Below are 26,319 nucleotides of genomic sequence, written 5' to 3'. Positions count from 1 at the left end.
GCGTCCGGGCTACAAAGCGCTAGAAAACCCGACAAATCAAGACTTTACGTAAGCCCGTGCGGGCTCCGAAGTGCCATGTCTGACATCCGAACCGAGTCCCCGTCGACCCCCGAATTTCCGATCACGGACCGGGTCCGCGCCGCCATGGCGCAGTCCTTGCGCGGCTGCGAGGAATTGCTGCCGCAGGACGAGTGGCTGAAGAAGCTGGCGCGCTCGGAAGCGACCGGCCAGCCCCTGCGGATCAAGCTGGGTCTGGACCCGACGGCGCCCGACATCCACGTCGGTCACACGGTGGTGCTCAACAAGATGCGCCAGCTGCAGGACCTGGGCCACCAGGTGATCTTCCTGATCGGCGACTTCACCTCGATGATCGGCGACCCCTCCGGCCGCAACGCGACGCGCCCCCCGCTGACGCCCGAGCAGATCAAGCACAACGCCGAGACCTACTACAAGCAGGCCAGCCTGGTGCTGGACCCGGCCCGCACCGAGATCCGCTACAACAGCGAATGGTCCGACCCGCTCGGCGCGCGCGGCCTGATCCAGCTGGCCGCCAAGTACACCGTGGCCCGCATGATGGAGCGCGACGACTTCACCAAGCGCTACGCCGCCGGGACCCCGATCTCGGTGCACGAGTTCCTCTATCCGCTGATGCAGGGCTACGACTCGGTGGCGCTGAAGGCCGACCTGGAACTCGGCGGCACGGACCAGAAGTTCAACCTGCTGATGGGGCGCCACCTGCAGGCCGAGTACGGCCAGGAGCCGCAGTGCATCCTGACCATGCCGCTGCTGGAGGGTCTGGACGGCGTCGAGAAGATGTCCAAGTCCAAGAACAACTACGTGGGCATCACCGAGCCGGCGAACAGCATGTTCGCCAAGATCCTGTCGATCAGCGACGTGCAGATGTGGAAGTGGTTCGACCTGCTGAGCTTCAAGTCGATCGAGGAGATCGCGGCGCTCAAGCGCGAGATCGAGGGCGGCCGCAATCCGAAGGAAGCCAAGGTGATGCTCGCCAAGGAGATCACCGCCCGCTTCCACAGCGCGCAGGCGGCCGACGAGGCCGAGGCCGACTTCAACAACCGCGCCAAGGGCGGCATCCCGGACGACATCCCGGAAGTCGCGCTGAGCGGCGCGCCCATCGGCGTCGCCGCGCTGCTGAAGGCGGCCAACCTGGTCCCGTCGACCAGCGAGGGCAACCGCATGATCGACCAGGGCGGCGTCAAGATCGACGGCACCACCATCAGCGACAAGGGCCTGAAGCTCGAGGCCGGCTCGATGGTGCTGCAGGTGGGCAAGCGCAAGTTCGCGCGCGTCACGCTGAGCTGATCACGCCGCGCCACGCCCGGCGCGACGCCCAACGAGAAACGGGAGGCCTTGGCCTCCCGTTTTGCTTGGCGCATCGCGCGCCCGCGTGGATGACGGCCCGAGCACCCGCGCGAGGCGGGTGCCGGGGGTCAGGTCGTCACTGCTTGATCGGACGCAGGTACGGACCCGGCTTCGGCGTCTTGATCGGCTCCTTGGCGATCGCGTTCTTGAGCCAGGCGACGGCGGCGTCCAGCTGCGCGTCCTGGCCCTCGGCCGTCGCGCGCGGCGGGTTGTCGACCGCGATGTCCGGCGTCACGCCCTTGCCCTCGACCAGGAACTGGCCGTCGATGCTCATCTGGCCGTTCTCGGCGGCGCGCATCAGGCCGTTGTCCATCAGCCGGTTCTGGTCCGACAGCCACACGCCGGCGCCCGAGGTGGTCTGACCGATCACCGGGCCCAGGCCCAGGCGCTTGAAGCCTTCGGAGAAGGTCTCGCCGTCCGAGTAGGTCTCCTCGTTGGCCAGCACCACGACATGGCCGCGGAACACCTGCTGCATGTTGGGATACGGCTTGCTGCCGGCCGGCGAGCGCGATTGCCAGAAGGCCCAGGCGCGGCGCAGCAGCGTCTGCAGGATCCAGCTGTCGATGTTGCCGCCGTTGTTGTGGCGCACATCGATGATCAGACCCTCGCGATCGCTCTGGGCATAGAACTCGCGGACGAAATCGTTGATGTCGTCGCGACCCATCGCGCGCAGGTGCAGGTAACCGATCTTGCCGCCGCCGGCGGTCTCGACCGCCTTGGCGCGCCCATAGCGCCAGTCGTTGACACGCAGCTGGCCTTCACGACGCAGGTCCACCGGGGTCACCACCACCGGACGGTCCTTGCCCGACGGATCACGCAGCTGCAGCAGCACCTGCTTGCCGGCCTGACCGCGCATCAGCTCGCTCGGGTCCGGCACCTGGGTCGCGTCGCGGCCGTTGATCGCGGTGATCACCGAGCCCACCGGCACGTTCACGCCCGGCGCGGCCAGGGGGCCCGCCTCGGAGGGCAGTTCCGGATCGCCCGCGAAGATGCGCGAGACCTTCCAGCCCTTGGCGTCGCGGTCGAGCAGCGCGCCCAGGCCAGCGTAACCCGGCTCGTCCGCGCCCTTGCGCACGTCGCCCGGGGCGACCTGGCTGTGCAGCAGGCTGAGCTCGCCCACCATCTGGCCCATCAGGTCGGCCAGCTCGTAGCGGTCGGTGACGCGCTCGACCAGCGGGGCGTACTTGGCGCGCATCGCGACCCAGTCCACGCCGTGCATGTCCTTGTCGTAGAAGAAGTCCCGCTGCATGCGCCAGGCGTCGGCGAACATCTGCCGCCATTCGGCCTTGGGATCGACCTGGATCTGCCAGTCGCTCCAGCGCACGCGGGCCTTGTCCAGGTCGCCGGGGATGCGGGGACCCGCGTCGACGATCAGGATCTCCGGCGCCACGCCCGGCGCGGCCGGACGGCGGATCAACAGCTTCTTGCCATCCGCGCTCAGGTCCCAGCCCGCCACGCCGTCGGCGAAGGTCTCGAGCTTGCTCTCCTGCGGGCCGATCGGCAGCTGGCGCAAGGCCGCGCCTTCCTGGACGTACAGGCGCTTGGAATCGACGGCCAGGCCGTTGTAGTTGCCGGCCGGGACCGGCAGCTCGTACAGGCGCAGGGCCAGGCCGGGGATCTGGATCTCCGGCTTGCCCTTGGCGGCGGGCTTGGCGGCCGGCGCTTCCTTGGCGGTCGCGGCCTTGGCCTCCTCGACCTTCTGCTTGGATTCCTTGTTGTCCGGCTTGTCCTTCTCCTGCTCGCGGACCTCGGCCTCCTCGCGGGCCTTCATCGACTGGAGCTCGTCCGGCGCCGCGAACGGGAAGCGCAGCCCCGGCTGCAGCGCCAGCGCGTAGATCTTCCAGCCCTTGTCGAAGTAGGGCCCCATGTTGCGGTCGCCCCAGGGACCGGGGTTGCCGGTCACGTTGAAGCTGCGGCGCGACAGGAAGTACAGCCATTGGCCGTCGGGGCTGAAGGCCGGCGCGGTGGCGGCATAGCGGTCGCTGCCGAGCTGATGGACCTTGCCGTCGGCGACGGTCAGCAGCATCAGCTGCTCGCGGTAGGCGTTGTCGGTGTTGCGGACGTAGGCCAGCGACTTGCCGTCGGCGGACCAGCTCATCCAGGCGGCGCCGTCGCCCATCGTGTCGCGATCGACCTCGCGGGTCGCGGCGGCGCGATTCGGGTTCTTCAGGTCGGTCAGGAAGAGTCGGCTCTCCTTGTCCGTGTGCGCAATCCAGCGGCCGTCCGGCGACGGCGACAGGTTGCGGCGCATGGCCGTGGCGCCCTCGGTGATCTGCTTGGGCTGGCCGGTGCCATTGGCGGCGAAGCGCCAGATCTCCAGCTCGCCGCTGTAGTCGCACAGGGCGAAGACATCGCGGCTGTCGCTGCTGAAGGCGGCGTCGCGGCAGCGGCCGGCGTCGCCCAGGCTGGCGGGGATCTGCAGTTCGGCGCGGCGCAGCGGGCCCACGCCCTGCGTGGCCAGGCGGCCGCGCGAGGTCATCACCACGCGCTCGCCGTCCGGCGACAGCGACACGTTGGTCAGGAAGTCCTGCGGCTTGGCGACCCAGCGCTTGCGCTGCTGGTCGAAGTCGCCCCCCAGCGTCACGGTCAGCTTCTGCTCCGCCGCCGTGCCGTTCAGATCGACGCGGTACAGATCGGCGCCCAGCGCGTAGGCGACCACGCCGTCGCTGAGGCTGGCGTGGCGGATGTCCCAGCCCTTGTGATGGGTGTGCTCGCGCGGATCGCTGCCGTCGGCCTTCACCGACCACAGGTTGAAGGTGCCGTCACGGTCCGACAGGAAGGCCACGCGGGCGTTGCCGGCGGCGTCGGTGTAGGGCATGGGGCGACGGTCGTTGGCACCCTCGGCGACCAGCGGACGGGCCTCGGTCTTGGCGCCCAGGTCCATCACCCACAGACGGGCGAGCGCGCCGCCGCGGTACTGGCGGGCGTTGTCGCCGCGCAGGCCGTTGCGGGTGAAGTACAGGGTCTTGCCGTCGGCGCTCAGGGCGCCGTCACTGGCCTGGCCGACCGGCAGCGCGCGATGCTTGCCGGTGTTCAGGTCGACCAGGTGCAGCTGGGTGCCGGGCTCGCCACGCTCCGTGGCGCCGGTGTAGAGCACTTCGTTCTGGGCGGTGATGCCCCAGACGCGCACCGCGCCGGTGTCCCAGGTCAGACGCTTGGGCACGCCACCCGCGGCGGGCATCACGAAGACATCGCCCGCGCCCTCGTACTGGCCGACGAAGGCGACCCAGCGGCCATCCGGCGAGATCGCCGGGAAGGACTCCGCGCCGGCATGCGTGGTCAGACGCTGGGCGACACCGCCTGCCGCGTTGGCCCGCCAGAGGTCGCCCTCGGCGACGAAGACCAGCTGGTCGCCGCGCAGCGCCGGCATGCGGTAGAAGCCCAGCGACGGGTCGGAGACCGCGCCGCGCGCGGCCGCCGTGGCGGCGGCCGCGGACGCCGTGGTCGTGGTGGTCTCGGCAGCGAAGGCCATGGTGGCCAGGGTGCACGCCGAGGCGATGGCCAGGCGGCGGAAGGTGATGCGCATCGTGTGGCTTCCTTGTGGGAATGAATGGGAGACCCCGGCCCGACCGCTGCCGGAAGTCATGCGGCGCGCATTCTGGCGCCGTGTCGGACGTCAGCGGTTCGTCACACCCATGGCCACATGGCCCGAAGGCACGTGCGGCACCGCGTTCTGGATGTGGCCCTGCTGGTCGTCGAAGAAGAAATCGGGCTCGAACTCCCGCAGGAACTCGCCCTTGGGCAGGCCGCCGAGGAACATGGCCTCGTCGACCTCCACCTCCCAGTCCATCAGGGTGCGGATGGCGCGCTCATGGGCGGGCGCGCTGCGCGCCGTCACCAGGGCGGTACGCAGACGCATCGGCACGGGCGCGGCCGCCTGCAGCCGTTGCAGCTCATGCAGCACCTGCTTGAACGGCCCGGCTGGGAGCGGGGTGAGCTTGCGTTCGCGCTCATGGGCCTGGAAAGCGTCCAGACCGTCGCGCTGGTAGATCTGCTCGGCCTCGTCGGAGAACAGCACCGCGTCGCCGTCGAAGGCGATGCGCAGTTCATCCGGATAGGCGGCCGAGGCGCGCGCGGACTGCGGGAAGACCCGCGCCGCGGCCACGCCGGCGGCCAGCGCGGAGCGCACGTCGTCCTCGTTGGCCGACAGGAAGAGCTGCGCCTTGAGCGGCTTCAGATAGCGCCACGGGCTCTGACCGCGCGTGAACACGCCGCGCTCGATGGACAGACCGTAATGCTGGGCCGAGCGGAACACTCGCATGCCCGAGATCGGGTCATTGCGCGAGAGCACGACCACCTCGACCCGTGGCGTCTGCCCGGGTACGTTGAACGCGAGCAGCTTGCGCGCGAGCGAGAACGCGGTGCCAGGCTTGGCCGGCTCGTCCAGGCGCTCCTGCTGCAGGCGCATGTAGGCGCGGTCATCGCTGTTCTCGAAGAGCTGGTTCTCTTCCTCGAAGTCGAACAGCGCGCGGGAGGAAAGGGCCACCACCAGGCGGCCGTCGAGCGTTGCGGGCATGGCGGCGATCATAGGCCGCCATGCCCGGTCCGCCGGGCAGGGAATCAGCTGACGGCGGCCTCGACGCGCGCGGCGCGGACGGCCTCGCTCAGCACGTCCAGCACCTCGATGGAATCGTCCCAGTCCAGGCAGGCGTCGGTGATGCTCTTGCCGTACTCCAGCTTGGAGGGATCGTCCTTGCCCGGGCTGAACTTCTGCGCGCCGCCCTTGAGGTGGCTCTCGACCATCACGCCGAAGATGCGCGTGCTGCCGGCGCGGATCTGCGCGGCGATGTCGCGCGCGACGTCCAGTTGGCGCTCGTGCTTCTTGCTGCTGTTGGCATGCGAGCAGTCCACCATCAGGCGCTCCGGCAGCTTGGAGGTGACCAGGTCGGCACAGGCGGCGGCGACGCTCTCGGCGTCGTAGTTGGGCGCCTTGCCGCCGCGCAGGATCACGTGGCAGTCCTGGTTGCCCTTGGTCTCGACGATGGCGACCTGGCCGTTCTTGTGCACCGACAGGAAGTGGTGCGGACGCGCCGCGGCCTGGATGGCGTCGGTGGCGATCTTGATGTTGCCGTCGGTGCCGTTCTTGAAGCCGATGGGGGCGGACAGGCCCGAGGCCAGCTCGCGGTGGACCTGGCTCTCGGTCGTGCGCGCGCCGATGGCGCCCCAGCTGATCAGGTCGCCGATGTACTGCGGCGAGATCACGTCCAGGAACTCCGAGCCGGCCGGCATGCCCAGGCGGTTGATCTCGAGCAGCAGCTGGCGCGCGATGCGCAGGCCCTCGTCGATGCGGTAGCTCTCGTCCAGGTAGGGATCGTTGATCAGGCCCTTCCAGCCCACCGTCGTGCGCGGCTTCTCGAAGTAGACGCGCATCACGATCTCCAGCGTGTCGGCGTGCTGCTCGCGCAGCGCGGTCAGGCGCTTGGCGTACTCGAGCGCCGCGGCCGGATCGTGGATCGAGCAGGGCCCGATGATCACGAGCAGGCGGTCGTCCTTGCGCTGCATGATGTCGCGGATGCGCTGGCGCGTGCCGACGACGAGTTGCTCCATGGCCGTGCCACGGATCGGGAAGAAGCGGATGAGGTGTTCAGGAGGCGGCAAGGGCGTGATGTCCAGGATGCGTTCGTCGTCGGTCTGGGAGGTCTTGTCCTGCGGCGAATACCAGCGCTCCGCCTGTTGAGCGCTGGGATAACTGGTCGACTTGGCATTCATGGGAATCACGCTTTCTGGTGGTGTGCGGGGTGCCGCTCAAGGACCACCGATGAGGTGCATCTGGGGGGACGGGGAGCCCGGCCGAAAAAAAACCGCCGGGCTTTGGGCCCGGCGGTTTCTTGAGGATTCTCGGCGTTCAGCTTATGCGTTCGCCTCTCCTCCGCCGGGGCGGTGCGAGAACCAAAAAAAAGCAAAGTAAAACTTCGGGGCGGAACGCATAAGAGCCAATGGTGCCTGGGCTTGCTGCACCGCGTCAAGCGCGAAGGGGTGACAGCCGCACGCGTCGCGCGACGACATCGGGCAACCGAGCCTTCGCGGAAAAACGAAACCCGGCCTGAGCCGGGTCATGGCATGGACCGACGGCGCCTCGGGGCGCCGTCTTCCGGGCGGGCACGCGCCTCAGGCGGTGCCGCCGACGGTCAGGCCGTCGATGCGCAGCGTCGGCTGGCCCACGCCCACCGGGACGCTCTGGCCTTCCTTGCCGCAGACGCCGACGCCGGTGTCCAGCTGCATGTCGGTGCCGATCATGCTGACGCGGGTCAGCGCGTCCGGGCCGTTGCCGATGATGGTCGCGCCCTTGACCGGGTACTGGATCTTGCCGTTCTCGACCCAGAAGGCCTCGCTCGCGGAGAACACGAACTTGCCCGAGGTGATGTCCACCTGGCCGCCGCCGAAGTTGGTCGCGTACAGGCCCTTGTCGATGCTGGCGATGATCTCCGCCGGATCCTTGTCGCCACCCAGCATGTAGGTGTTGGTCATGCGCGGCATGGGGACGTGGGCATAGCTCTCGCGACGGCCGTTGCCGGTGGGCGCGACCTTCATCAGGCGCGCGTTCATCGCGTCCTGGATGTAGCCCTTGAGGATGCCGTCCTCGATCAGGACGTTGCGCTGCGAGGCGCAGCCCTCGTCGTCGACGTTGAGCGAGCCGCGGCGGTCCGGGATGGTGCCGTCGTCCAGCACCGTCACGCCCTTGGCGGCGACGCGCTCGCCGATGCGGCCGGAGAAGGTCGACGAGCCCTTGCGGTTGAAATCGCCCTCCAGGCCGTGGCCGACCGCCTCGTGCAGCAGCACGCCGGGCCAGCCCGGGCCGAGGACCACGGTCATCTCGCCCGCCGGAGCCGGGCGCGATTCCAGGTTGGTCAGGGCCGCGCTCACCGCCTGCTCGACGTAGGACGCGATCATCTCGTCGGTGAAATAAGCCAGACCGAAGCGGCCGCCGCCGCCGCCCGAGCCCACCTCGCGGCGGCCGTTGCTCTCGGCGATCACGGTCACGGACAGACGCACCAGCGGTCGCACGTCCGCGGCCAGCGTGCCGTCGGCGCGCGCGATCAGCACGACCTCATGCTCGGCGGCCAGGCCGGCCATCACCTGCACGACACGCGGATCCTTGGCGCGGGCCAGGCGCTCGGTGCGCTCCAGCAAGGCGACCTTCTGCGTGCTGTCCAGGCTGGCGATGGGGTCGGCGTCGCCGTAGAGGGCGCGGCTCGCGGACACGATGGGTTCGCTCGGGACCTTCACCCGCTTGCTCTGTCCGGCCGACGCGATCGCGCGCACGGTGCGGGCGGCGTCCAGCAGCGCGGCCTCGGAAATGTCGTCCGAGTAGGCGAACGCGGTCTTCTCGCCCGCGACGGCGCGCACGCCGACGCCCTGGTCGATGGAGAAGCTGCCGCTCTTGACGATGCCCTCCTCCAGGCTCCAACCCTCCGCGCGGGTGGTCTGGAAGTAGAGGTCGGCGTCGTCGACGCGATGTTCCGTGATCAGGCGCAGCGCCTTCGAGAGCGTCGCGTCGGTCAGGCCGAAGGGTTCCAGCAGCTGGGCACGGGCCGTGACCAGGCGGGCAAGGGTGGGTTCGCGCGAAATCATCGGGCGATTGTAGGCAGCGCCCGGGCCGCGCCGGATGGCCGCGCCGATGACAGGGTCCCGGGCGGGGAGAACCGGGCCGGCCCAGGGGCGGAACGGGTGGATGCAATCGCTACACGGTTCTTTACCGGAACCCGGTCCGCCGATTTCTCACAGGCGTCGTTGTCACCCTCAGCGGCGCGATTGCCGCGTCCAACCTCCCCAGGAGACCCTCGATGAAAAGCCATTCCCTGACCCTCGCCCTCGTGTCCGGCCTGATGGCCCTGACGACCGCCACGGCCTTCGCGCAGACCACCGCGCCGACGGCCCCGGTCAGCCCGACCGCCACGCCGCGCGTCGATCAGCGCGAGGCCAACCAGCAGCAGCGCATCGCCAACGGCGCCGCCTCCGGCCAGCTGACCGCCAAGGAAACGCAGCGTCTGGAGAAGGAACAGGCCCACATCGACAAGACGGAAGCCAAGGCCAAGTCGGACGGCGTGGTCACCGCCAAGGAACGCCGCCACCTGCAGAAGGAACAGGACGTCGCCAGCGCCGACATCCGCCGCGCCAAGCACAACAAGCGCGTCGCCAAGACCAGCTGAATCCGCTGAGCGGTGGGTCGATCAGATCATCGACCGACGTTCGGCCCATGATTGAACGATGAGACGGACGCCCTTCGGGGCGTTCGTCGCTTCTCTCCAGCCGCCATGGTCACCGACCTTCGTCTTCTCCGGCAGCTGCATCGCTGCCGTCGTCGTCGGCACCCTGCTTCCAGTCCAGGGCCTGCTGATACAGCGCCTTGCGCGACACGCCGGTCAGCTCGGCCGCCAGCGCCGCCGCCTGCTTCAGCGGCAGGTCCCGCACGAGCACCCGCAGCGTGCGCAACGCCTCCTCGGGCAGCCCGTCGGCGTCCTGCTGTGCCGTGGCCGCATGCAGCACCAGCACGAATTCGCCGCGCTCGCGCTGCTTGTCCTCGGCCATCCAGGCGGGCAGCGACGCGCATGGCGCGGTATGGATGGTCTCGAACTGCTTCGTGACCTCGCGGCAGACCGTCAGCGTCTGCGTCGGCGCCAACTCGGCCAGGAGCGCGATCAGTTCCTGGATGCGATGGGGGGCCTCGAACAGCACCTGGCTGTGGGGCGCGCCGGTCAGCGCCTGCAATGTGCTACGCCGTTCCGCCGCCTTGGTCGGCAGGAAGCCCACGAACCGGAATCCCTGCCCCCGCGTGTCGCCCGCGACGCTGAGCGCCGCCGCGGCGCTGCTCGCGCCCGGCAGCGGCACGACCCGCACCCCCGCCTTCGCGGCCGCGGCCACCAGCGCCGCGCCGGGATCCGAGATCGCCGGCGTGCCCGCGTCGCTGACGTAGGCGATGCGCTCGCCCTGCAGCAGCCGCGCGACCAGGCCTTCCGCGGCCTGCTGCTCGTTGTGCTGATGCAGCGCCACCAGCGGCTTGTGCAATCCGAGCCAACGCAGCAACTGAGCGCTGACCCGGGTGTCCTCGCAGGCCACCGCGTCGACCAGCCCCAGCACGTGAATGGCGCGCAGGCTGAGGTCGGCGAGGTTGCCGATCGGCGTGGCCACCATGTAGAGCGTGCCGCCCGGGTACTGCTGATGGCCCGCGGCGGCGGCCGCGGCGGCGGACATCGAGGCGGACGGGGACGACGACATGTTCAAGAAGCTCTCCACGAAAACGGTCAAGCGAGCGGCCAAGGAAATGGCCAGGGAAGCGCCCGGGGACACGACCAAGGGCCTGGGCGACGACGCCGAACGCCGCGCGCTGGACCACCTGCGGCGGCAAGGCCTGCGGCTGGTGGCGCGCAATTATCGAGTGGCGCGCGGTCCGCGGGCACGCGGGGGCGAGGTCGACCTGATCATGCGGGCCCCGGACGGTACGCTGCTCTTCATCGAAGTGAGGGCGCGGGGCGACGCCGCGCATGGCGGCGCGGCGGCGAGCGTGACGCGCGCCAAGCAGGCGCGGGTGATCTTCGCGGCCACCTGCTTCCTGCGCACGCAGGCGGTGACGCCGCCTTGCCGCTTCGACGTGGTGGCCATCGACGGCGACCGCATCGAGTGGCTGCGCGGCGCCTTCGACGTGCCGCAGGAACACTGAGGCCCGCGCAAGGAACCCGCCCGCATGGCCCCTCGCCCGCAAACGCGAGAGCCTGCATGGGCCCCCGCGCCCGCAAGCGCGAGAGCCTGCATTGCCCCCTCACCCGCAAGCGCGGGAGCCTGCATGGGCCCCCTCGCCCGCTTGCGGGAGAGGGCTAGGGAGAGGGTCTTCCCAGCCTTTATCATTGCGCGCTCATGTTGGAACAACGCATACAACAACAATTCTTCGAAAGCGCCGACCTGCTCTATCAGGTCGCCGAGAACCTGTCGCGCCCGCTCGCCGTGGCGGCGCAGATGATGGTGGACGCCCTGACGGGCGGCGGCCGGGTGCTGTGCGCCGGGCTGGGCATCTCGGCCGCGGACGCGACCTACATGGCCTCGCTGCTCTCGGGTCGCTTCGAACAGGAACGTCCCGGCCTGGCCGCCATCGCGCTCGACGCGCATGCCCAGGGCTACGCCGATCCGGCCTCGGCGCTGATGCGCCAGATCCAGACCTTCGGTCATCCGGGCGACCTGCTGCTGCTGTTCGAGTCGCAGGCCAGCGAGGCCGCCGGCGCGCTGCTGCAGGTGGCGCACGGCCAGGAGATGAGCGTCATCGTGCTGAGCGGCACCCAGGACGACGACTGGCGCGGCACGCTGCTGGACACCGACGTGCAACTGCGCGTGCCCCATAGCCGCTTCGCGCGGGTCGCGGAGGCACACCGCTTGCTGTCGCACTGCCTGAGCGACGCGATCGACCTGCAGCTGCTGGGCGCCAGCGAATGAGGCGGACCCGCTGACGCCGCCTGTTGCGAGTGTTTCGAGGGGTCCCGGCGCCGACGCCGGACCTTGCTTTCCAATGAAGTCTCCAAGGACCTCACGATGATGACCAAGACCCGTTGCCTGATCCTGGCTGCCGCGCTCGGTGGCGCCCTTCTTCAGACGGCCTGCGTGCCGCTGATCGTCGGCGGCGCGGCGGTGGGCGGCGCGCTGGTCGCGACCGATCGCCGCACCTCCGGCACGCAGCTGGAAGACCAGGGCATCGAGCTCAAGACCTCCAACCGCATCCGCGAGCAGCTGGGCGACCGGGTCCACATCAACGTCAACAGCTACAACCGCATGGTGCTGCTGACGGGCGAGACCCGCACCGACGAGGACCGCGCGGCGGTCGAGCGCATCGCGCAGGGCGTCGAGAACGTGAGCAGCGTGCTCAACGAGGTCGGCGTGGGCATGCTGAGCTCGCTGTCGAGCCGGGCCAACGACGTGACCATCTCGGCCAAGGTCAAGGCCAGCCTGGTGGACGCGAAGGACCTGATCTCCAACGCCTTCTACGTCGTCGTCGAACGCGGCAACGTCTACATCATGGGCCGCGTCACCGAGCGCGAGGCCAATCGCGCCACCGAGATCGCGCGCGGCGTGCGCGGCGTGCAGAAGGTGGTCCGCGCGATGGAGATCATCAGCGAGCAGGAACTGGCCGCGATGGGTCAGGCGCAATCGAAGCGGGCCACGCCGAGCGAGTAAGCCGCGTCGCATCGCCCACGAGCAAGGGACCGCCTCGGCGGTCCCTTTCTCATGGGTGCCTCGGGTCGCCGGCCCATGGAGGGTGACGGCCGGTGGACGATCCCGCCGTCCGCCCCTCTCCGCGATCAGCGCAGCCGCTTGATCAGGCTGGAGGTGTCAAAGCGGCCGCCGCCTTGCGACTGCACGTCGGCGTAGAACTGGTCCACGAGCGCGGTGACCGGCACGCGGGCGCCGTTGCGGCGGGCCTCGTCCAGCACCAGGCCCAGGTCCTTGCGCATCCAGTCCACGGCGAAGCCGAAGTCGAACTTGTCCTCGACCATGGTCTTGCCGCGGTTGTCCATCTGCCAGCTCTGGGCGGCGCCCTTGCCGATGACGTCCAGCACCAGCGGCATGGGCAGACCGCTCTTCTGGCCGAAGGCGATGGCCTCCGACAGGCCCTGCACCAGGCCCGCGATGCAGATCTGGTTGACCATCTTGGCGAGCTGGCCCGCGCCGGCCTCGCCGATGCGGGTGACCGCCTTGGCGAAATGCATCGCGCTCGGACGGACCGCGTCGAAGGCGGCCTGGTCGCCGCCGCACATCACGGTCAGCGCGCCGTTCACCGCGCCCGCCTGGCCGCCGGACACCGGCGCGTCGACGAACTGCAGTCCCGCCTGCTTCGCGGCCTCGTAGAGCTCACGTGCCACCTCGGCCGACGCGGTCGTGTGGTCGACGAAGATCGCGCCCGGCTTCATGCCGGCGAAGGCGCCCTGCTCGCCCAGCACCACCGAGCGCAGGTCCGCGTCGTTGCCGACGCAGCAGAAGACGATGTCCGCGTCCTTCGCCGCCTCGCGCGGCGTGGTGGCCGCCTGGCCGCCGAACTCCGCCGCCCAGGCCTGCGCCTTGGCCGCGGTGCGGTTGTAGACCGTGACCGTCAGCCCCGCCTTGGCCAGATGGCCCGCCATCGGATAACCCATCACGCCCAGTCCCAGGAAGGACACGCGGAGGGAAGGGGTCGATTCGTAGGAACGCTGGCCGATGCTGCTCATGAGGGACCTGTCGATGGGTGGATGAGAACCCGCCGATTGTGGCCCTTCCTTCGGCTCACACGATGGTGAGGTGCTCCGTCCCCGACGACAGATCGCCGCTGCGCGCCCGTTCGCTGTTGAGCTTGATCTGCAGGCGCAGGTCGTTGACCGAGTCGGCGTTGCGCAGCGCGTCCTCGTAGGTGACGCGGCCGAACTCGTAGAGGTCGAACAGCGCCTGGTCGAAGGTCTGCATGCCCAGCTCGCGCGAGCGCTTCATGATCTCCTTGATCTCGCCCACCTCGCCCTTGAAGATCAGGTCGCTGATCAGGGGGGTGTTGAGCAGGATCTCGACCGCGGCCACCCGGCCCTTGCCCTCCTGGCGCGGCAGCAGCCGCTGCGAGACCAGCGCCTTCAGGTTGAGCGACAGGTCCATCAGCAGTTGCGCGCGCCGCTCTTCCGGGAAGAAGTTGATGATCCGGTCCAGCGCCTGATTGGCGCTGTTGGCGTGCAGCGTGGCCATGCACAGGTGGCCGGTCTCGGCGAAGGCCACCGCGTGCTCCATGGTCTCGCGGTCGCGGATCTCGCCCATCAGGATCACGTCCGGCGCCTGGCGCAGCGTGTTCTTCAGCGCCTGCTCCCAGCCTTCGGTGTCCAGGCCCACCTCGCGCTGGCTGACGATGCAGTTCTTGTGCGGGTGCACGAACTCGACCGGATCCTCGATCGTGATGATGTGGCCGTGCGTGGTCTCGTTGCGGTGGTCGACCATCGCCGCCAGCGTCGTGCTCTTGCCCGAGCCCGTCGCGCCCACCAGGATCACCAGGCCGCGCTTGGTCTGCACCACGTCCTTGAGGATGGGGGGCAGATCCAGCGACTCGATGGTCGGCAGCGTCTGCGGGATGGTCCGCAGCACCAGCGCCACGTGGCCCTGCTGGATGTAGGCGTTGACGCGGAAGCGGCCGATGCCCTGCGGGGAGATCGCGAAGTTGCACTCCTTGGTGCGCTCGAAATCGGCCGCCTGCTTGTCGTTCATGATGGCGCGCGCCAGCTGCAGCGTGTGCTGGCCGGTCAGCGGCTGGGGGGGACACCTTGGTCACCTTGCCGTCGACCTTGATCGCGGGCGGGAACTCCGCCGTCAGGAAGAGGTCGGACCCCTTGCGCGACACCATCAGGCGCAGCAGGTCGTTGATGAACTTGGTGGCCTGGTCGCGTTCCATGACGGGGTCCTGTCCTGTGTGCCGGCACGCCTCGCCGCGCGGTCGCGCGGCACCCGGGGGCGCCGGTCGGGTTCTTCTTCTGGAAATCTCTCGGGGCGCGGGCGACGGCCCTGCCGTCGCGCCCGCGCTGGGTACGGGCCGATCAGCCCGGGAAGTTCTCGGGGAACTTGGCCTTCTGGCGGGCCTCGGCCGGCGTGATCATGTTGCGGCGGACCAGGTCGGTCAGGTTCTGGTCCAGGGTCTGCATGCCCAGGTTCTGGCCGGTCTGGATCGACGAGTACATCTGGGCGATCTTGTTCTCGCGGATCAGGTTCCGGATCGCGGAGGTGCCCAGCATGATCTCGTGCGCCGCCAGCCGGCCATTGCCGTCCTTGGTCTTGCACAGCGTCTGCGAGATCACCGCCTGCAGCGACTCCGACAGCATCGCGCGGACCATCTCCTTCTCCGCCGCCGGGAACACGTCGACGATCCGGTCCACCGTCTTGGCGGCGGACGAGGTGTGCAGCGTGCCGAAGACCAGGTGGCCCGTCTCCGCCGCGGTCAGCGCCAGGCGGATGGTCTCCAGGTCCCGCATTTCACCGACCAGGATGCAGTCCGGGTCCTCGCGCAGCGCCGAGCGCAGCGCGTTCGAGAAGCTCATCGTCTGCGGGCCCACCTCGCGCTGGTTGACCAGGCACTTCTTGGACTCGTGGACGAATTCGATCGGATCCTCGACGGTGAGGATGTGGCCGTACTCGTTCTCGTTGAGGTGGTTGATCATCGCGGCCAGCGTCGTGCTCTTGCCCGAGCCCGTCGGGCCCGTCACCAGCACCATGCCGCGCGGCTTCATCGCCAGGTCGCCGAAGACCTTGGGGCAGTTCAGCTGCTCCAGCGTCAGGATCTTGCTCGGGATGGTCCGGAACACGGCGCCGGCGCCGCGGTTCTGGTTGAAGGCGTTCACCCGGAAGCGCGCCAGGCCCTGGATCTCGAACGAGAAGTCGCACTCCAGCGTCTCCTCGTACATCTTGCGCTGGGCGTCGCTCATGATGTCGTAGACCATGTCGTGCACCTGGCGGTGCTCGAGCGGCTCGACGTTGATGCGGCGCACGTCGCCATGGACGCGGATCATGGGCGGCAGCCCCGCGGACAAGTGAAGGTCGGATGCCTTGTTCTTGACCGAGAATGCCAGCAGTTGGGTGATGTCCATGGGATGAAAAAAAGGCGTTGGCGATTATGGCGACGATCTCCGAGAACATACAACAGCTCCATGGCCGCATTGAGAGGGCTTGCCTCCAGGCGTCGCGGGCCGTGCACAGCGTCACGCTGCTGGTGGTAACAAAGACTTTCGGCCCCCTGGATGTGCGACAAGCCTTCGAGGCGGGCGAGCATCGCTTCGGGGAGAACTACGTGCAGGAGGGCGTCGACAAGATCGACGCGCTGGCCGACCTGCGCGACCGCATCGAGTGGCACATGATCGGCCCGCTGCAGAGCAACAAGACCCGGGTCGTGGCCGAGCGCTTCGACTGGGTGCACAGCGTGGACCGGCTCAAGATCGCCCAGCGCCTGTCCGACCAGCGGCCCGCGTCGCTGCCCCCGCTCAACGTCTGCCTGCAGGTCAACATCAGCGGCGAGGACACCAAGAGCGGCCTGACCCCGGACGAGGTGGCCGAGGTGGCGCGCCAGGTGGCCGCGCTCCCGAACCTGCGCCTGCGCGGCCTGATGGCCATCCCCGAGCCCGCCGAGACCCTGGACGAGCAGCGCCGCCCGCACCGCGCGCTGGCCGCGTTGCTGGCCGCGATCAACGAGACGCACGGCCTGGCCCTGGACACGCTCAGCATGGGCATGAGCGCCGACATGGACGCCGCGATCCTGGAAGGCGCCACGATGGTGCGCGTCGGCTCGGCCATCTTCGGCGCCCGTCCACGCCCCGGCGGCTGACGTGAACCCGCTGCAGCGCCCCGACGACCTGGTCCCGGAGACCCCGGGCAGCCTGTCGCTCCGGGCGCTGTGGCACGACGGCACCCCGGCCGAGCGCTGGCGCGTGCTCGGCGGCTGGACCCTGACCGTGGCCGCCTGCCTCCTGCTGGGCCTGGCGACCGTCCGCCGCGGCTGGTCCGGCATCCCGCTGGACCTGGGCGGCGCCACCGCCTTCCTCACGTTCTACCCGCCCATCCCGCTGTGCCTGTGGTGGACGCTGTGCTTCGGCTGGCGCTGGGGGGCCCTGCCCGCCTGGCTGGCCACCTTCGTGCTGGCGCTGGACGCCGGCATGCCGCCGGCCTGGGCGGCGATCTTCGCCTGCGCCAATCCGCTGGGCTTCGCCGTGATGGCGCTGGGCTACCGCGCCGTCGGCGCCGCGCGCGGGCTGCGCAGCCTGCGCGCCTGGCTGTTCTTCCTGCCGCTGTGCTTCGTCGCGGCGGTGTTCAGTTCCGCCGGCGCGCTGCTCTGGACCTTCAGCCGGCACCTCTCCGCCCAGGAGCAGTTGCCCATCTGGCAAGGCTGGTGGCTGGGCGCCTTCCTGCAGAGCGCGGTCTTCGGCGGCGCGCTGATGACCCTGACCTGGCCGCGGCTCTCGCGCTGGATCGTCGCGCGACCGACGCTGTTCTCGCCGCCGCCCCGCGGCCGCCGCGCGATGGGCCTGGGCCTGCTGTTCGCCATCGTCCTGGCGGTGCAGGCCTACGGACTGGTGAGCCTGGGCCTGGGCTCGCTGCAGCTGCGCGAGGCGCTGCACAGCGGCGAGTGGGCGCGGCTGGAGGAGGCGGCCCGGGTGATGGTCAGCACGGCCTGGGTGTTCTTCTGGGTCTTCGTGCTGATCGTGCTTTTCGTGGCGCAGTTCGGGTACCAGGCGCTGGCGCGCTGGCTGCGCTCGACCGAGGCCCTGGTGACGCAACTGGCCAAGGTGAACGCGGAGCTGGAGCAACGCTCCCGCACCGACGGCCTGACCGGCCTGGCCAACCGCATGGCCACCGAGGAGGGCTTGCGCGCGCTGCTGCGCACCGTGCGGCGCTACCGTACACCGGCCGCCTTGCTGATGCTGGACATCGACCACTTCAAGCAGGTCAACGACCGGCACGGCCACGCCGCGGGCGACGTGGTGATCCGCGCGCTGGCGCGGGCGCTGAAGGACACGTCGCGCGACGTGGACCTGCCCGGACGCTTCGGGGGCGAGGAGTTCGTCGTCGGGCTGGCCCACACCGACCTCGAGGGCGCCCGCCATTTCGCCGAGCGGCTGCGCGAGCGCATCGCCGCCGCGCCCGTCGAGATCCCCGGCGGCGCGCCGGTGACGTACACCGTCAGCATCGGCGTGACGGTCATGCGCGAGGACGACGCCGGCATCGAGGACTCGCTGCGGCGCGCGGACGCGGCGATGTACCGCGCCAAGCAGGGCGGTCGCGACCGCGTCGAGCTGGACGCCGCCGCCCCTGGCACCGCCACCATGCCGGGCGCCGCGGGCAAGTCCTGACCCCGGAGCCCCCCCATCGGGCCGGTTACGGCCCGGGTACCTCGAAACGACCGCGATGACGACGGGCTCGTCGGGCGTCCGCGCATGCGCGTCGAGAGACACGCGCCGCACCGCGGAAGTGCCGAAAGTTGCGTTTCGATGAAACCCGGATGAGAACCCTATCAGGGCTTTCCCCGAGAGGTGGGATGACCCTCGCGACAGTCGTTTTCATTCAGTTGCAAGTGCCGCGTCAGAATTCACGTCACCTCCGCGACGGCATGGTGAACCCGAATCAAGTCCAACGATGATCGCGCCGAAGCCGATGGACGGTCCGCGCCGAGCGCCACGAGCGCCGCTGTTTGCCCGCGAGTCCGCCATTCAACAACTCATCTCGTTGCGAGGGAATCGATGTCGTTTCTGTCCCGCCTGCGTATCGGCCAGCGCCTGACGCTGAGCTACGCGCTGCTGATCCTGCTGCTGGTCGTGATCGGCGCCTTCGGTGCCCACAACGCCAGCCGTCTGTCCCACGACCTGACCACCACGGCCAACTCCAGCCTGGTCAAGATCGCCCTGGCCAACGCGCTGGAGAGCGACGTCAACGTCATCGCCCGCGCTTCCCGCGACCTGCTGCTGCTCGACACCGCCAACGCGATCAAGCGTCAGAAGACCGACATCGCCGCAGCGCTGGAAGACGGCCAGAAGCAACTGGCCGACCTGGAAGGCAAGGTCTCCGACGCCAAGGACAAGGACTCCGTCGCCAAGGTGCGCGAGCAGCAGGCCAAGTTCGTCGGCGCCGTCACCAACTTCCTGAAGGTGCAGCAGGACGGCAGCCCCGACGAGGCCCGCGAGGCCCTGATCAAGGAAGTGCGTCCGGTGCAGAAGGACTACCAGGACGCGCTCAAGGGCCTGGTGGACCTGCAGTTCGCCAACGGCCGCGAACTGGCCGAGAACGGCGCCAAGCTGGCCAACCAGTCCATCTTCATCACCGGCGCGCTGGTGCTGATCGCCGTCGTCATCGGCGGTGTCGGCGGCCTGACCATCGGCCGCTCCATCATCGTCCCGGCCCGCAAGGCCAAGGACGCCGCCCAGGCGATCAGCTCGGGCGACCTGTCGCAGCACATCGAGGTGCAGGGCTCCGACGAGCTGGCCCAGATGCTGCACGCCATGCGCGACATGCAGACTGCCCTGTCCGGCGTGGTCGCCAGCGTGAGCGCGGCGGCCGGCGAGGTGGCGCAGAACTCCAACGAGATCGCCGGCAGCAACGTCGATCTGTCTGACCGCACCGCGCGTTCCGCCGAGAGCCTGCAGAACACCGCCGCGTCGGTCGAGCAGATCGCCTCCAACCTGAACGGCGCCAGCGAGCTGACCCGCAAGGCCGCCGGCATCGCCACCAAGGCCCGCCAGTCGGCCTCGGCCGGCGGCACGGTGGTGAGCCAGGTCGTGTCGACGATGGAAGAGATCAGCGCCAGCTCGCGCAAGATCGGCGACATCATCGGCGTGATCGACGGCATCGCCTTCCAGACCAACATCCTGGCGCTGAACGCCGCCGTGGAAGCGGCCCGCGCCGGCGAGCACGGCAAGGGCTTCGCGGTGGTGGCGTCGGAAGTGCGCGCGCTGGCCTCGCGCTCGGCGCAGGCCGCCAAGGAAATCAAGGTGCTGATCCAGGAATCGTCCGTCAAGGTCGAGAACGGCACCGCCCTGGTCAACAACGCCGGCGCGACCATCCGCTCCGTCGTCGACGAGGTCAACAACATGGGCCAGCTGATCGAGGAGATCTCGCACTCGGCCCAGGAGCAGGCCGCTGGCGTCGGCGTCGTGAACAACGCGATGAACGAGCTGGACCGCGCCACGCAGCAGAACACCACGCTGGTGGACGAGCTGACCCGTTCGACCGATTCGCTGCGCGACAGCAGCTCGCGCCTGGTGCAGGCCGTGGGCTTCTTCAGCACCGCGCGTTCCGCGACGTGATCGGCGCCCCCGCCGTTCGACACCCGCCTTCAAGAGTTCCTACCGGACATCCCCTTTTCCTCACCCAAGACGTACGAGGTCCCAAGATGAGCAAGAACCTGACCAAGACCGTTTCCCGTGGCCTGCTGGGCCTGGCCGCCGCGCTGGCGCTGAGCATGGGCGCCCATGCCACCCCCAAGATCATCAAGAAGGTGCCGCCGGAGTTCCCGGCCGAGGCCGCCCGCCAGTCGATCTCGCAGGGCTCCGTGCGCGCCAAGATGAACATCGAGCCGGACGGCAAGGTCTCGGGCGTGGAAATCCTGGAAGCCGAGCCGCGCAAGGTCTTCGACAAGGCCGTGACCCGCGCGCTGATGGACTGGAAGTTCGAGCCGAGCGGCCAGAAGGAAACCCACGAAGTGAAGCTGGTGTTCAAGAACGAGGACTGATCCTCGAGGTCGCGCCCCCTGCCGGCGGCGGCGACCCTCAGCCCGGGCCCGCCCGGACACCCGAAGGGCCGCGCGAGCGGCCCTTTGTCATGGGGCGTTCAGGGGCATCTAAGGGCCCGGCGCCTCGCACTCGCCTACACTCACGCCCCATGTCCCGCCCGATCGCGTCCACCCCGCGCCGGCTCCTCTGGAGCCGCTGGCTGGTGCTCGCGCTGTTGAGCCTGACGCTGCCGCTGCAGGGCGCGCTGGCCGCGACGATGGCGATCGGGATGACATTGATGGCTCCCGCGAGCTCGCACGGCGCCGTCATGACCATGCCCACGCATTGCGAGGACATGGGCCTCGCCGACATGCAGGGCATGAGTGCGACGGACCTCGGCATGGATCACGCGATCGCCCATGGCATGGACCACGGCGGCGATCATGCCGATGACGGCGCAGCTTCTTCTTCCGACCACCACTGCGGCATCTGCCTGCAGTGCTGCATCGGCGCCGCGATTCCGGTCGCGCCGCTGATCGTCGCCGCGCAGGACCTGCGCGACGCCCCCCCCACGCTCGGCGCCATCGGCGCGCCGGAGCAGCTGCCGCAGTCGCTCGACCGGCCGCCAAAACCTCTCCTCGCCTGAACGCCGGCGCCATCGCGCGCCGCTCGATCCGTCACGCCGGTGCCCGCCTCGCCTGAGGCGAGCGCAGGCCGCGATGACGGCTCCATCTCCGTTCATTCCGCGAGGAAGCCATGTCTTCTCGAATCCTTCCGGCGATCGCGCTGGCGTCGTGCCTGGGCGCGACCATCGCGACAGGTGCCGCCCTGGCCGCGACCGCGCCGCCGCCTGACCCCACCGATGCTCGCCTGAGTTCCAAGGCGCCGCGTCCGACGCCGCCCGCCGCCCCTTCCAGCGCGGCCGTTGCCGATCCTGGCGTCGGCAACTGGCGCGCGGCCAACCGCGCCGTCCACGAGGCCGGCGGCTGGCGCCAGCTGATGCGTGACAGGCCCACGGCCGCAATGCCCGCGGGCTCGGCGGCATCAGCGGCCCCAGCGGCGTCGGCGCCGTCCGGCCACCACCACCATTGAGGAGCGCGCCATGTCCTTCCACATGAAACGCCCGATGGCGGGCCACATGACGCGCGGCTTCAGCTCGCTTGCGCTGGCCGCCGTCGCCCTCCTCACCGGCTGCGCAAGCTACTCTCCCGAGCAAGCCGCCGCCCCCGTGCAGCAGAAGAGCCGCGACTGGCTGGGCGCCGAACTGCCGCTGCAGCGCGACGACGACCAACGCGCCGCCGCCCGCGCGCGCAGCGAGGCCCTGCTCGCCCAGCCGCTCGACGCGCAAGGCGCGGTGCAGCTCGCGCTGCTCAACAACCGGAACCTGCGCGCGAGCCTCCACGGCCTGGGCCTGGTCGAGGCCGAGCGCGTGCAGACGCTACTTTGGCCCAACCCGGTGCTGAACATCGGCCGCATGATCCGCGGCGACGAGCGCGAGATCGAACGCGGTCTCGAGTTCAACCTGCTGAGCCTGCTCGGCCGCGGCGCCCGTCAGGAGGCCGGCGCCCGCGCGCTGGAGCGCGAGCAGGCGCGCGTCGCGCAGCAGCTGCTCGATGTCGCCGGCCAGGCGCGCCGCGCCTGGGTACTGGCCGTCGCCGCGCAGGAACAGCTCAAGCAGGCGCGGACGGTGCTGGACTCCGCGTCCGCGGGCGCCGAGCTCGCGCTGCGCATGCGGCAGGCCGGCAATGTCAGCGCGCTGCGTCTGGCGCGCGAGCGCACCGTGCTCGCCGAGGCCCAGCTCGCGCTCGAGCAGGCGCAGCTGCAAGCCGTGCGCGAGCGCGAGGCGCTGATCCGCGCGATCGGCCTGTGGGGCGAGGATGTCGCCGCGCTGAAGCTGCCGGATCGCCTGCCCGAGGTGCCGACCGACTTCCGCGCGGCCAACGACCTCGAGCGCCAGGCCGTCGCGCAGCGCGTCGACATCCAGGCCGCCAAGCGCGAGTCGGAGCAGCTCGCCGCGCAACTCGGTCTCACGCGCACGACGGGACGCATCAACGTGCTGCAACTCGGCGTCCAGCGCAACAGCAGCAACCTCGAGCCCACGCAGCGCGGCGTCGACCTGACCGTCGATCTGCCGCTCTTCGACTGGGGCCAGGCGCGCGTGTCCGGCGCGCGCGAGGCCTACCAGCAGTCGCTCGAGCGCACGGCGCAGGTCGCGATCGATGCGCGCTCCGAGGTTCGCGTCGCGCGGCTGCACGCCGAGACCGCGTGGCGCATCGCGCGCCGCCATCACGACGAGGTGCTTCCGCTCGCCCGGCAGGTCTCCGACGAGACCCTGCTGCGCTACAACGGCATGCTCGTCGGCGTCATGGACCTGCTGGCCGACGCGCGCGCGCAGGCACGTGCCGTCGCCGCGACGCTGGACGCGCAGCGCGACTACTGGCTCGCCGAATCGGCGCTGTCGCAGAGCCTGCTGGGCCCCGTGCGCGACGCCTCCGCTTCCCCCGCTTCATCGACCGCCGCCGCCCCCGAGGCCGCCGGCGGCGCCGCGCATTGAGCGCGGCCTCGAAAGGAATCCGCATGATTTCCCGACGCAATCTCTTCGCCCGCGCGGCCGCTGGCGCGGCGCTCGGCGCGGCCGGCGCGGTCAACGCGAGCAGCGTCTCGCGCGTGGCCATGGCGGCGCTCCCCGAGCCCGTCCTGCGCGAGGGCCCCGACACCGCGCCGCCGCTCACGCCGCCCGACGGCCGGCCCTACCACCCGGTGGTCACCCTCAACGGCTGGACCCTGCCCTGGCGGATGCGCGACGGCGTCAAGGAGTTCCACCTGGTCGCCGAGCCCGTGCTGCGCGAGCTCGCGCCCGGCTGCACCGCGCACCTGTGGGGCTACAACGGCCAGTCGCCCGGCCCGACCATCGAGGTCGTCGAGGGGGACCGCGTCCGCATCTACGTCACCAACAAGCTGCCCGAGCACACCAGCGTGCACTGGCACGGCCAGCGCCTGCCCAACGGGATGGACGGCGTCTCGGGCCTGACGCAGCCGGCCATCAAGCCGGGCGAGACCTTCGTCTACGAGTTCGTCGCGCGCCGGCCCGGCACCTTCATGTACCACCCGCATGCGGACGAGATGACGCAGATGGCGATGGGGATGATGGGCTTCTGGGTCACGCATCCGAAGACGCGTCACCCGCAGATCGCCGAGGTCCAGCGCGACTTCTGCTTCCTGCTGTCGAGCTACGACATCGATCCCGGCAGCTACACGCCGCGCACGATGACCATGACCGACTTCAACCTGTGGACCTGGAACAGCCGCATCTTCCCGGGCATCGACACCTTGAACGTGCGTCAGGGCGACCGGGTGCGGATCCGCGTCGGCAACCTGACCATGACCAACCACCCGATCCACATCCACGGGCATGAGTTCGAGGTGACGGGCACGGACGGCGGTCCCGTGCCCAAGTCGGCGCGCTGGCCCGAGGTCACCACCGACATCGCGGTGGGCCAGATGCGGCAGGTGGAGTTCATCGCCGACGAGCCCGGCGACTGGGCCTTCCACTGCCACAAGAGCCACCACACGATGAATGCGATGGGCCACCAGGTCGACACGCTGATCGGCGTGGACCACCGCGGCCTGGCGGCGCGCATCAACAAGGTCATCCCCGACTACATGGCCATGGGCGAGCGCGGCATGGCCGACATGTCCGAGATGGAGATGCCCATCCCCGAGAACACCGCGCCCATGATGGCCGGCCAGGGGCCGCACGGCTCGCTGGAGATGGGCGGGATGTTCAGCGTGGTGAAGGTCCGCAAGGACCAGCCGCCCGGGGACTACCGCGATCCGGGCTGGTACGCGGCGCCCGCGGGCACCGTCGCCCGTCGCGTCGATGCGCCCGCCGATGCCCCTCGCGCGCCGGCCGCGCCCCACGCGCATCCGGCCTCTCCTGCCGCCTCCGCGCCGACGCCCGAGCCGCTGCGCGTGCGCAAGCCCGATGGCCACGGACATCAGGGCCATTGAGCCGCGCCCGTCCTCGGCATCGCCATCCAGCCCACATCCACATCCACATCCCACTTCTGAAGAGATCCCCATGACCCGCAATGCCACGCCCCTCCTCGTCGCCCTGATCACCACCGTCCTCGCGGCCACGTCCGCCTTCGCCCAAGCCCAGGAGCACGCGCTGCCGCAGGACCCGCACGCGCACCACGCGGCGGCCGCCGAACCCGCCTCGGAGGTCGCGCCGGCCGCCGTGGACTGGACCCCGGCCGAGATCCGCCGCGTCGACGCCGCGCAGCAGAAGCTGACGCTCAAGCACGGCGACATCCGCCACCTCGACATGCCCGGCATGACCATGGCCTTCCGCCTGAAGCCGGGCCTGCTGAGCGCGGAGCAGCTCGCCGCGCTCAAGGTCGGCGACAGGATCGAGGCCCGCATCGAGCAGCAGCAAGGCCAGTTGGTGATCGTCGAGCTCCGTCAGGCCGCGGCCTCGAACTGAGGTCGGCCGGCCGCCCCGTCAGGGACGGCCGGCGGGGTTTCGGCGCTGGTCGCCGGGCACCCCCGGCCCTGGCGGCGACGCGTCGAGCGCTCGCGGGTGGAAAGCGGCGCCGGATCACCGACAATCGCGCGATGGCGATTCAATGGTTTCCCGGGCACATGCACAAGACCCGGGGCGCGATCCGCGAGCGCATGAAAAGCGGGATCGACGTGGTCATCGAGATGCTCGATGCCCGCGTGCCCGCGAGCAGCGCCAATCCGCTGCTCGCGCAGCTGACCCAGGGCCGACCCGCGCTGAAGCTGCTCAACAAGCAGGATCTGGCCGATCAGGCCCGCACGGACGAGTGGCTGGCGTTCTACCGCGCCCAGCCCGACACCCGCGCGATCGCGATCCACCAGGGCCAACCGGGCCTGGCGAAGGCGATCGCGGCGGAGTGCCGCGCGCTGGCGCCCAACCGCGGCGGGCTGGACAAGCCGCTGCGGGTGCTGATCTGCGGCATTCCCAACGTGGGCAAGTCCACGCTGATCAACACGCTGGTGGGCAAGCGCGCCGCGGCCACCGGCGATGAACCGGGCATCACCAAGATCGAGCAGAAGATCCTGCTCGACAAGGGCGTCTACCTGTTCGACACCCCCGGGATGCTGTGGCCCAAGATCCGCGTGCCGGAGGCCGGCATCAACCTGGCCGCCAGCGGCGCGATCGGCCGCAACGCCTTCGAGGAGGAGGTCGTCGCGCTGGACCTGATGGGCTATCTGCGCCGGCACTATCCGCAATCGCTGAAGAAGCGCTACCAGCTGGAGCCGGATGCGTCGATGCTCGACGGCGAGGTGCTGGAGGCGCTGGGCAAGCGCCGCGGCGCGGTGCTGTCGGGCGGGCGGATCAACACGCAGAAGGCGGCGGAGATCCTGCTCTACGACCTGCGACAAGGTCAGCTCGGACGCATCACGCTGGAGACGCCCGAGGAATTCGACGAGTGGACCGCCGCGGCCGAAGCCGCCGAGGCGGCCAAGGAAGCGGAGAAGGAAGCCCGTCGCGCGGAAGCCAGACGCGGCACGCGGGACGCGCAGTCGGCGTACGAGCCCGATGAAGGCGATGAGGTCGATGACGACGAGGTCGAGGACCTCGACGACGACGATCCGAGTGACGGCGAGCACCGCTGAGGCCTTCGCCACCACCGAGCCGTCGTCAGCAGCATCCGGCACCCCCTTCGCTCATACGCTCCAACTGCGCCGCACGCGACGCAGTCTCCGCAAATCGCTCAGGGGGTACCGGATCCCGCTG

At 69.9% G+C, this 26,319-nt stretch carries 22 protein-coding genes and 1 pseudogene; 15 read left to right on the top strand and 8 right to left on the bottom strand.

Annotated elements, in window-relative coordinates:
* Positions 1–144: 144 nt before the first annotated feature.
* Complete coding sequence (gene tyrS / locus MCHT01_RS11825; protein ID WP_439956168.1) at positions 145–1,323, top strand: tyrosine--tRNA ligase; 1,179 nt, start codon at positions 145–147, stop codon at positions 1,321–1,323.
* A gap of 136 nt (positions 1,324–1,459) precedes the next feature.
* Here the strand turns inward: tyrS and MCHT01_RS11820 are convergent, their stop codons facing one another.
* The 4 genes from MCHT01_RS11820 to tldD form a co-directional block, all read right to left on the bottom strand.
* A complete protein-coding gene (locus tag MCHT01_RS11820) occupies positions 1,460–4,909 on the bottom strand; it encodes a S41 family peptidase (RefSeq protein ID WP_148661505.1) in 3,450 nt (1,149 codons plus the stop codon).
* A 90-nt stretch (positions 4,910–4,999) separates the two neighbouring features.
* The gene (locus MCHT01_RS11815; protein WP_067065801.1) at positions 5,000–5,899 is read right to left on the bottom strand and encodes a 5'-nucleotidase; all 900 of its coding nucleotides are present in this window, start codon (positions 5,897–5,899) and stop codon (positions 5,000–5,002) included.
* A 44-nt stretch (positions 5,900–5,943) separates the two neighbouring features.
* Positions 5,944–7,092, bottom strand: coding sequence for a 3-deoxy-7-phosphoheptulonate synthase (locus tag MCHT01_RS11810; RefSeq protein WP_067065527.1), 1,149 nt, complete (start codon positions 7,090–7,092; stop codon positions 5,944–5,946).
* 399 nt (positions 7,093–7,491) lie between these two features.
* Positions 7,492–8,955, bottom strand: a complete 1,464-nt coding sequence (gene tldD, locus MCHT01_RS11805; RefSeq protein ID WP_067065526.1) for a metalloprotease TldD — start codon at positions 8,953–8,955, stop codon at positions 7,492–7,494.
* A 212-nt stretch (positions 8,956–9,167) separates the two neighbouring features.
* Here tldD and MCHT01_RS11800 point away from each other — a divergent pair, with 212 nt between their 5' ends.
* Positions 9,168–9,533 (top strand): hypothetical protein, encoded by a 366-nt coding sequence (locus MCHT01_RS11800; RefSeq protein ID WP_174549048.1) that lies wholly within the window; start codon positions 9,168–9,170, stop codon positions 9,531–9,533.
* A 109-nt stretch (positions 9,534–9,642) separates the two neighbouring features.
* Here the strand turns inward: MCHT01_RS11800 and rsmI are convergent, their stop codons facing one another.
* Positions 9,643–10,599: a 16S rRNA (cytidine(1402)-2'-O)-methyltransferase gene (gene rsmI / locus MCHT01_RS11795; protein ID WP_067065525.1), complete on the bottom strand. Its 957-nt coding sequence runs from the start codon at positions 10,597–10,599 to the stop codon at positions 9,643–9,645.
* Positions 10,600–10,645: 46 nt separating this feature from the next.
* On the opposite strand from rsmI, the gene MCHT01_RS11790 reads away from it, so the two are divergent.
* From MCHT01_RS11790 to MCHT01_RS11780, 3 genes are all read left to right on the top strand, one after another.
* Positions 10,646–11,041, top strand: a complete 396-nt coding sequence (locus MCHT01_RS11790) for a YraN family protein (protein ID WP_067065799.1) — start codon at positions 10,646–10,648, stop codon at positions 11,039–11,041.
* A 194-nt stretch (positions 11,042–11,235) separates the two neighbouring features.
* Positions 11,236–11,805 (top strand): SIS domain-containing protein, encoded by a 570-nt coding sequence (locus MCHT01_RS11785; RefSeq protein ID WP_067065524.1) that lies wholly within the window; start codon positions 11,236–11,238, stop codon positions 11,803–11,805.
* A 96-nt stretch (positions 11,806–11,901) separates the two neighbouring features.
* Positions 11,902–12,540 carry a BON domain-containing protein gene (locus MCHT01_RS11780; RefSeq protein ID WP_067065523.1) on the top strand — a complete coding sequence of 213 codons (639 nt, stop codon included), beginning with the start codon at positions 11,902–11,904 and terminating at the stop codon, positions 12,538–12,540.
* A gap of 125 nt (positions 12,541–12,665) precedes the next feature.
* Here the strand turns inward: MCHT01_RS11780 and MCHT01_RS11775 are convergent, their stop codons facing one another.
* The 3 genes and pseudogenes from MCHT01_RS11775 to MCHT01_RS11765 form a co-directional block, all read right to left on the bottom strand.
* Positions 12,666–13,568 carry an NAD(P)-dependent oxidoreductase gene (locus MCHT01_RS11775; RefSeq protein WP_067065522.1) on the bottom strand — a complete coding sequence of 301 codons (903 nt, stop codon included), beginning with the start codon at positions 13,566–13,568 and terminating at the stop codon, positions 12,666–12,668.
* Between the two features lie 55 nt (positions 13,569–13,623).
* A pseudogene (locus MCHT01_RS11770) lies at positions 13,624–14,761 on the bottom strand (PilT/PilU family type 4a pilus ATPase).
* Positions 14,762–14,903: 142 nt separating this feature from the next.
* Positions 14,904–15,947: a type IV pilus twitching motility protein PilT gene (locus MCHT01_RS11765; RefSeq protein WP_067065521.1), complete on the bottom strand. Its 1,044-nt coding sequence runs from the start codon at positions 15,945–15,947 to the stop codon at positions 14,904–14,906.
* A gap of 26 nt (positions 15,948–15,973) precedes the next feature.
* Here MCHT01_RS11765 and MCHT01_RS11760 point away from each other — a divergent pair, with 26 nt between their 5' ends.
* From MCHT01_RS11760 to ylqF, 10 genes are all read left to right on the top strand, one after another.
* Positions 15,974–16,678, top strand: a complete 705-nt coding sequence (locus tag MCHT01_RS11760) for a YggS family pyridoxal phosphate-dependent enzyme (protein WP_067065520.1) — start codon at positions 15,974–15,976, stop codon at positions 16,676–16,678.
* A 1-nt stretch (position 16,679) separates the two neighbouring features.
* Complete coding sequence (locus tag MCHT01_RS11755) at positions 16,680–18,200, top strand: GGDEF domain-containing protein (RefSeq protein WP_067065519.1); 1,521 nt, start codon at positions 16,680–16,682, stop codon at positions 18,198–18,200.
* Positions 18,201–18,587: 387 nt separating this feature from the next.
* Positions 18,588–20,147, top strand: a complete 1,560-nt coding sequence (locus MCHT01_RS11750) for a methyl-accepting chemotaxis protein (protein ID WP_067065518.1) — start codon at positions 18,588–18,590, stop codon at positions 20,145–20,147.
* A gap of 86 nt (positions 20,148–20,233) precedes the next feature.
* On the top strand, positions 20,234–20,572 hold the full coding sequence (locus MCHT01_RS11745) for an energy transducer TonB (RefSeq protein WP_067065517.1): 339 nt from the start codon (positions 20,234–20,236) through the stop codon (positions 20,570–20,572).
* A 149-nt stretch (positions 20,573–20,721) separates the two neighbouring features.
* Complete coding sequence (locus MCHT01_RS11740) at positions 20,722–21,198, top strand: DUF2946 family protein (RefSeq protein ID WP_067065516.1); 477 nt, start codon at positions 20,722–20,724, stop codon at positions 21,196–21,198.
* A gap of 110 nt (positions 21,199–21,308) precedes the next feature.
* Positions 21,309–21,644 carry a hypothetical protein gene (locus MCHT01_RS26225; protein ID WP_148661504.1) on the top strand — a complete coding sequence of 112 codons (336 nt, stop codon included), beginning with the start codon at positions 21,309–21,311 and terminating at the stop codon, positions 21,642–21,644.
* 10 nt (positions 21,645–21,654) lie between these two features.
* Positions 21,655–23,106 (top strand): TolC family protein, encoded by a 1,452-nt coding sequence (locus MCHT01_RS11735; RefSeq protein ID WP_067065515.1) that lies wholly within the window; start codon positions 21,655–21,657, stop codon positions 23,104–23,106.
* A 23-nt stretch (positions 23,107–23,129) separates the two neighbouring features.
* Positions 23,130–24,563, top strand: a complete 1,434-nt coding sequence (locus MCHT01_RS11730) for a multicopper oxidase family protein (RefSeq protein ID WP_067065514.1) — start codon at positions 23,130–23,132, stop codon at positions 24,561–24,563.
* A 70-nt stretch (positions 24,564–24,633) separates the two neighbouring features.
* Entirely contained in the window at positions 24,634–25,038 is a 405-nt protein-coding gene (locus MCHT01_RS11725) for a copper-binding protein (RefSeq protein ID WP_067065513.1), read from the top strand.
* 131 nt (positions 25,039–25,169) lie between these two features.
* Positions 25,170–26,198, top strand: coding sequence for a ribosome biogenesis GTPase YlqF (gene ylqF, locus MCHT01_RS11720; protein ID WP_084452440.1), 1,029 nt, complete (start codon positions 25,170–25,172; stop codon positions 26,196–26,198).
* The last annotated feature ends 121 nt before the right edge of the window (positions 26,199–26,319 follow it).

The sequence above is a fragment of the Mitsuaria chitosanitabida ATCC BAA-476 = NBRC 102408 genome (assembly GCF_001598255.1).
Lineage (GTDB): Bacteria > Pseudomonadota > Gammaproteobacteria > Burkholderiales > Burkholderiaceae_C > Roseateles > Roseateles chitosanitabidus.
The sequence above is the reverse complement of the archived record's forward strand: the minus strand, read 5'-3'. Positions and strand labels throughout refer to the sequence as shown.

What these genes read in the sequence shown, in the direction of transcription:
- tyrS (WP_439956168.1), top strand. Translation starts at nt 145, where the DNA reads ATGGCGCAGTCCTTGCGCGGCTGCGAGGAATTGCTGCCGCAGGACGAG.
- MCHT01_RS11820 (WP_148661505.1), bottom strand. Translation starts at nt 4,909, where the DNA reads ATGCGCATCACCTTCCGCCGCCTGGCCATCGCCTCGGCGTGCACCCTG.
- MCHT01_RS11815 (WP_067065801.1), bottom strand. Translation starts at nt 5,899, where the DNA reads ATGCCCGCAACGCTCGACGGCCGCCTGGTGGTGGCCCTTTCCTCCCGC.
- MCHT01_RS11810 (WP_067065527.1), bottom strand. Translation starts at nt 7,092, where the DNA reads ATGAATGCCAAGTCGACCAGTTATCCCAGCGCTCAACAGGCGGAGCGC.
- tldD (WP_067065526.1), bottom strand. Translation starts at nt 8,955, where the DNA reads ATGATTTCGCGCGAACCCACCCTTGCCCGCCTGGTCACGGCCCGTGCC.
- MCHT01_RS11800 (WP_174549048.1), top strand. Translation starts at nt 9,168, where the DNA reads ATGAAAAGCCATTCCCTGACCCTCGCCCTCGTGTCCGGCCTGATGGCC.
- rsmI (WP_067065525.1), bottom strand. Translation starts at nt 10,599, where the DNA reads ATGTCGTCGTCCCCGTCCGCCTCGATGTCCGCCGCCGCGGCCGCCGCC.
- MCHT01_RS11790 (WP_067065799.1), top strand. Translation starts at nt 10,646, where the DNA reads ATGGCCAGGGAAGCGCCCGGGGACACGACCAAGGGCCTGGGCGACGAC.
- MCHT01_RS11785 (WP_067065524.1), top strand. Translation starts at nt 11,236, where the DNA reads ATGTTGGAACAACGCATACAACAACAATTCTTCGAAAGCGCCGACCTG.
- MCHT01_RS11780 (WP_067065523.1), top strand. Translation starts at nt 11,902, where the DNA reads ATGATGACCAAGACCCGTTGCCTGATCCTGGCTGCCGCGCTCGGTGGC.
- MCHT01_RS11775 (WP_067065522.1), bottom strand. Translation starts at nt 13,568, where the DNA reads ATGAGCAGCATCGGCCAGCGTTCCTACGAATCGACCCCTTCCCTCCGC.
- MCHT01_RS11765 (WP_067065521.1), bottom strand. Translation starts at nt 15,947, where the DNA reads ATGGACATCACCCAACTGCTGGCATTCTCGGTCAAGAACAAGGCATCC.
- MCHT01_RS11760 (WP_067065520.1), top strand. Translation starts at nt 15,974, where the DNA reads ATGGCGACGATCTCCGAGAACATACAACAGCTCCATGGCCGCATTGAG.
- MCHT01_RS11750 (WP_067065518.1), top strand. Translation starts at nt 18,588, where the DNA reads ATGTCGTTTCTGTCCCGCCTGCGTATCGGCCAGCGCCTGACGCTGAGC.
- MCHT01_RS11745 (WP_067065517.1), top strand. Translation starts at nt 20,234, where the DNA reads ATGAGCAAGAACCTGACCAAGACCGTTTCCCGTGGCCTGCTGGGCCTG.
- MCHT01_RS11740 (WP_067065516.1), top strand. Translation starts at nt 20,722, where the DNA reads ATGTCCCGCCCGATCGCGTCCACCCCGCGCCGGCTCCTCTGGAGCCGC.
- MCHT01_RS26225 (WP_148661504.1), top strand. Translation starts at nt 21,309, where the DNA reads ATGTCTTCTCGAATCCTTCCGGCGATCGCGCTGGCGTCGTGCCTGGGC.
- MCHT01_RS11735 (WP_067065515.1), top strand. Translation starts at nt 21,655, where the DNA reads ATGTCCTTCCACATGAAACGCCCGATGGCGGGCCACATGACGCGCGGC.
- MCHT01_RS11730 (WP_067065514.1), top strand. Translation starts at nt 23,130, where the DNA reads ATGATTTCCCGACGCAATCTCTTCGCCCGCGCGGCCGCTGGCGCGGCG.
- MCHT01_RS11725 (WP_067065513.1), top strand. Translation starts at nt 24,634, where the DNA reads ATGACCCGCAATGCCACGCCCCTCCTCGTCGCCCTGATCACCACCGTC.
- ylqF (WP_084452440.1), top strand. Translation starts at nt 25,170, where the DNA reads ATGGCGATTCAATGGTTTCCCGGGCACATGCACAAGACCCGGGGCGCG.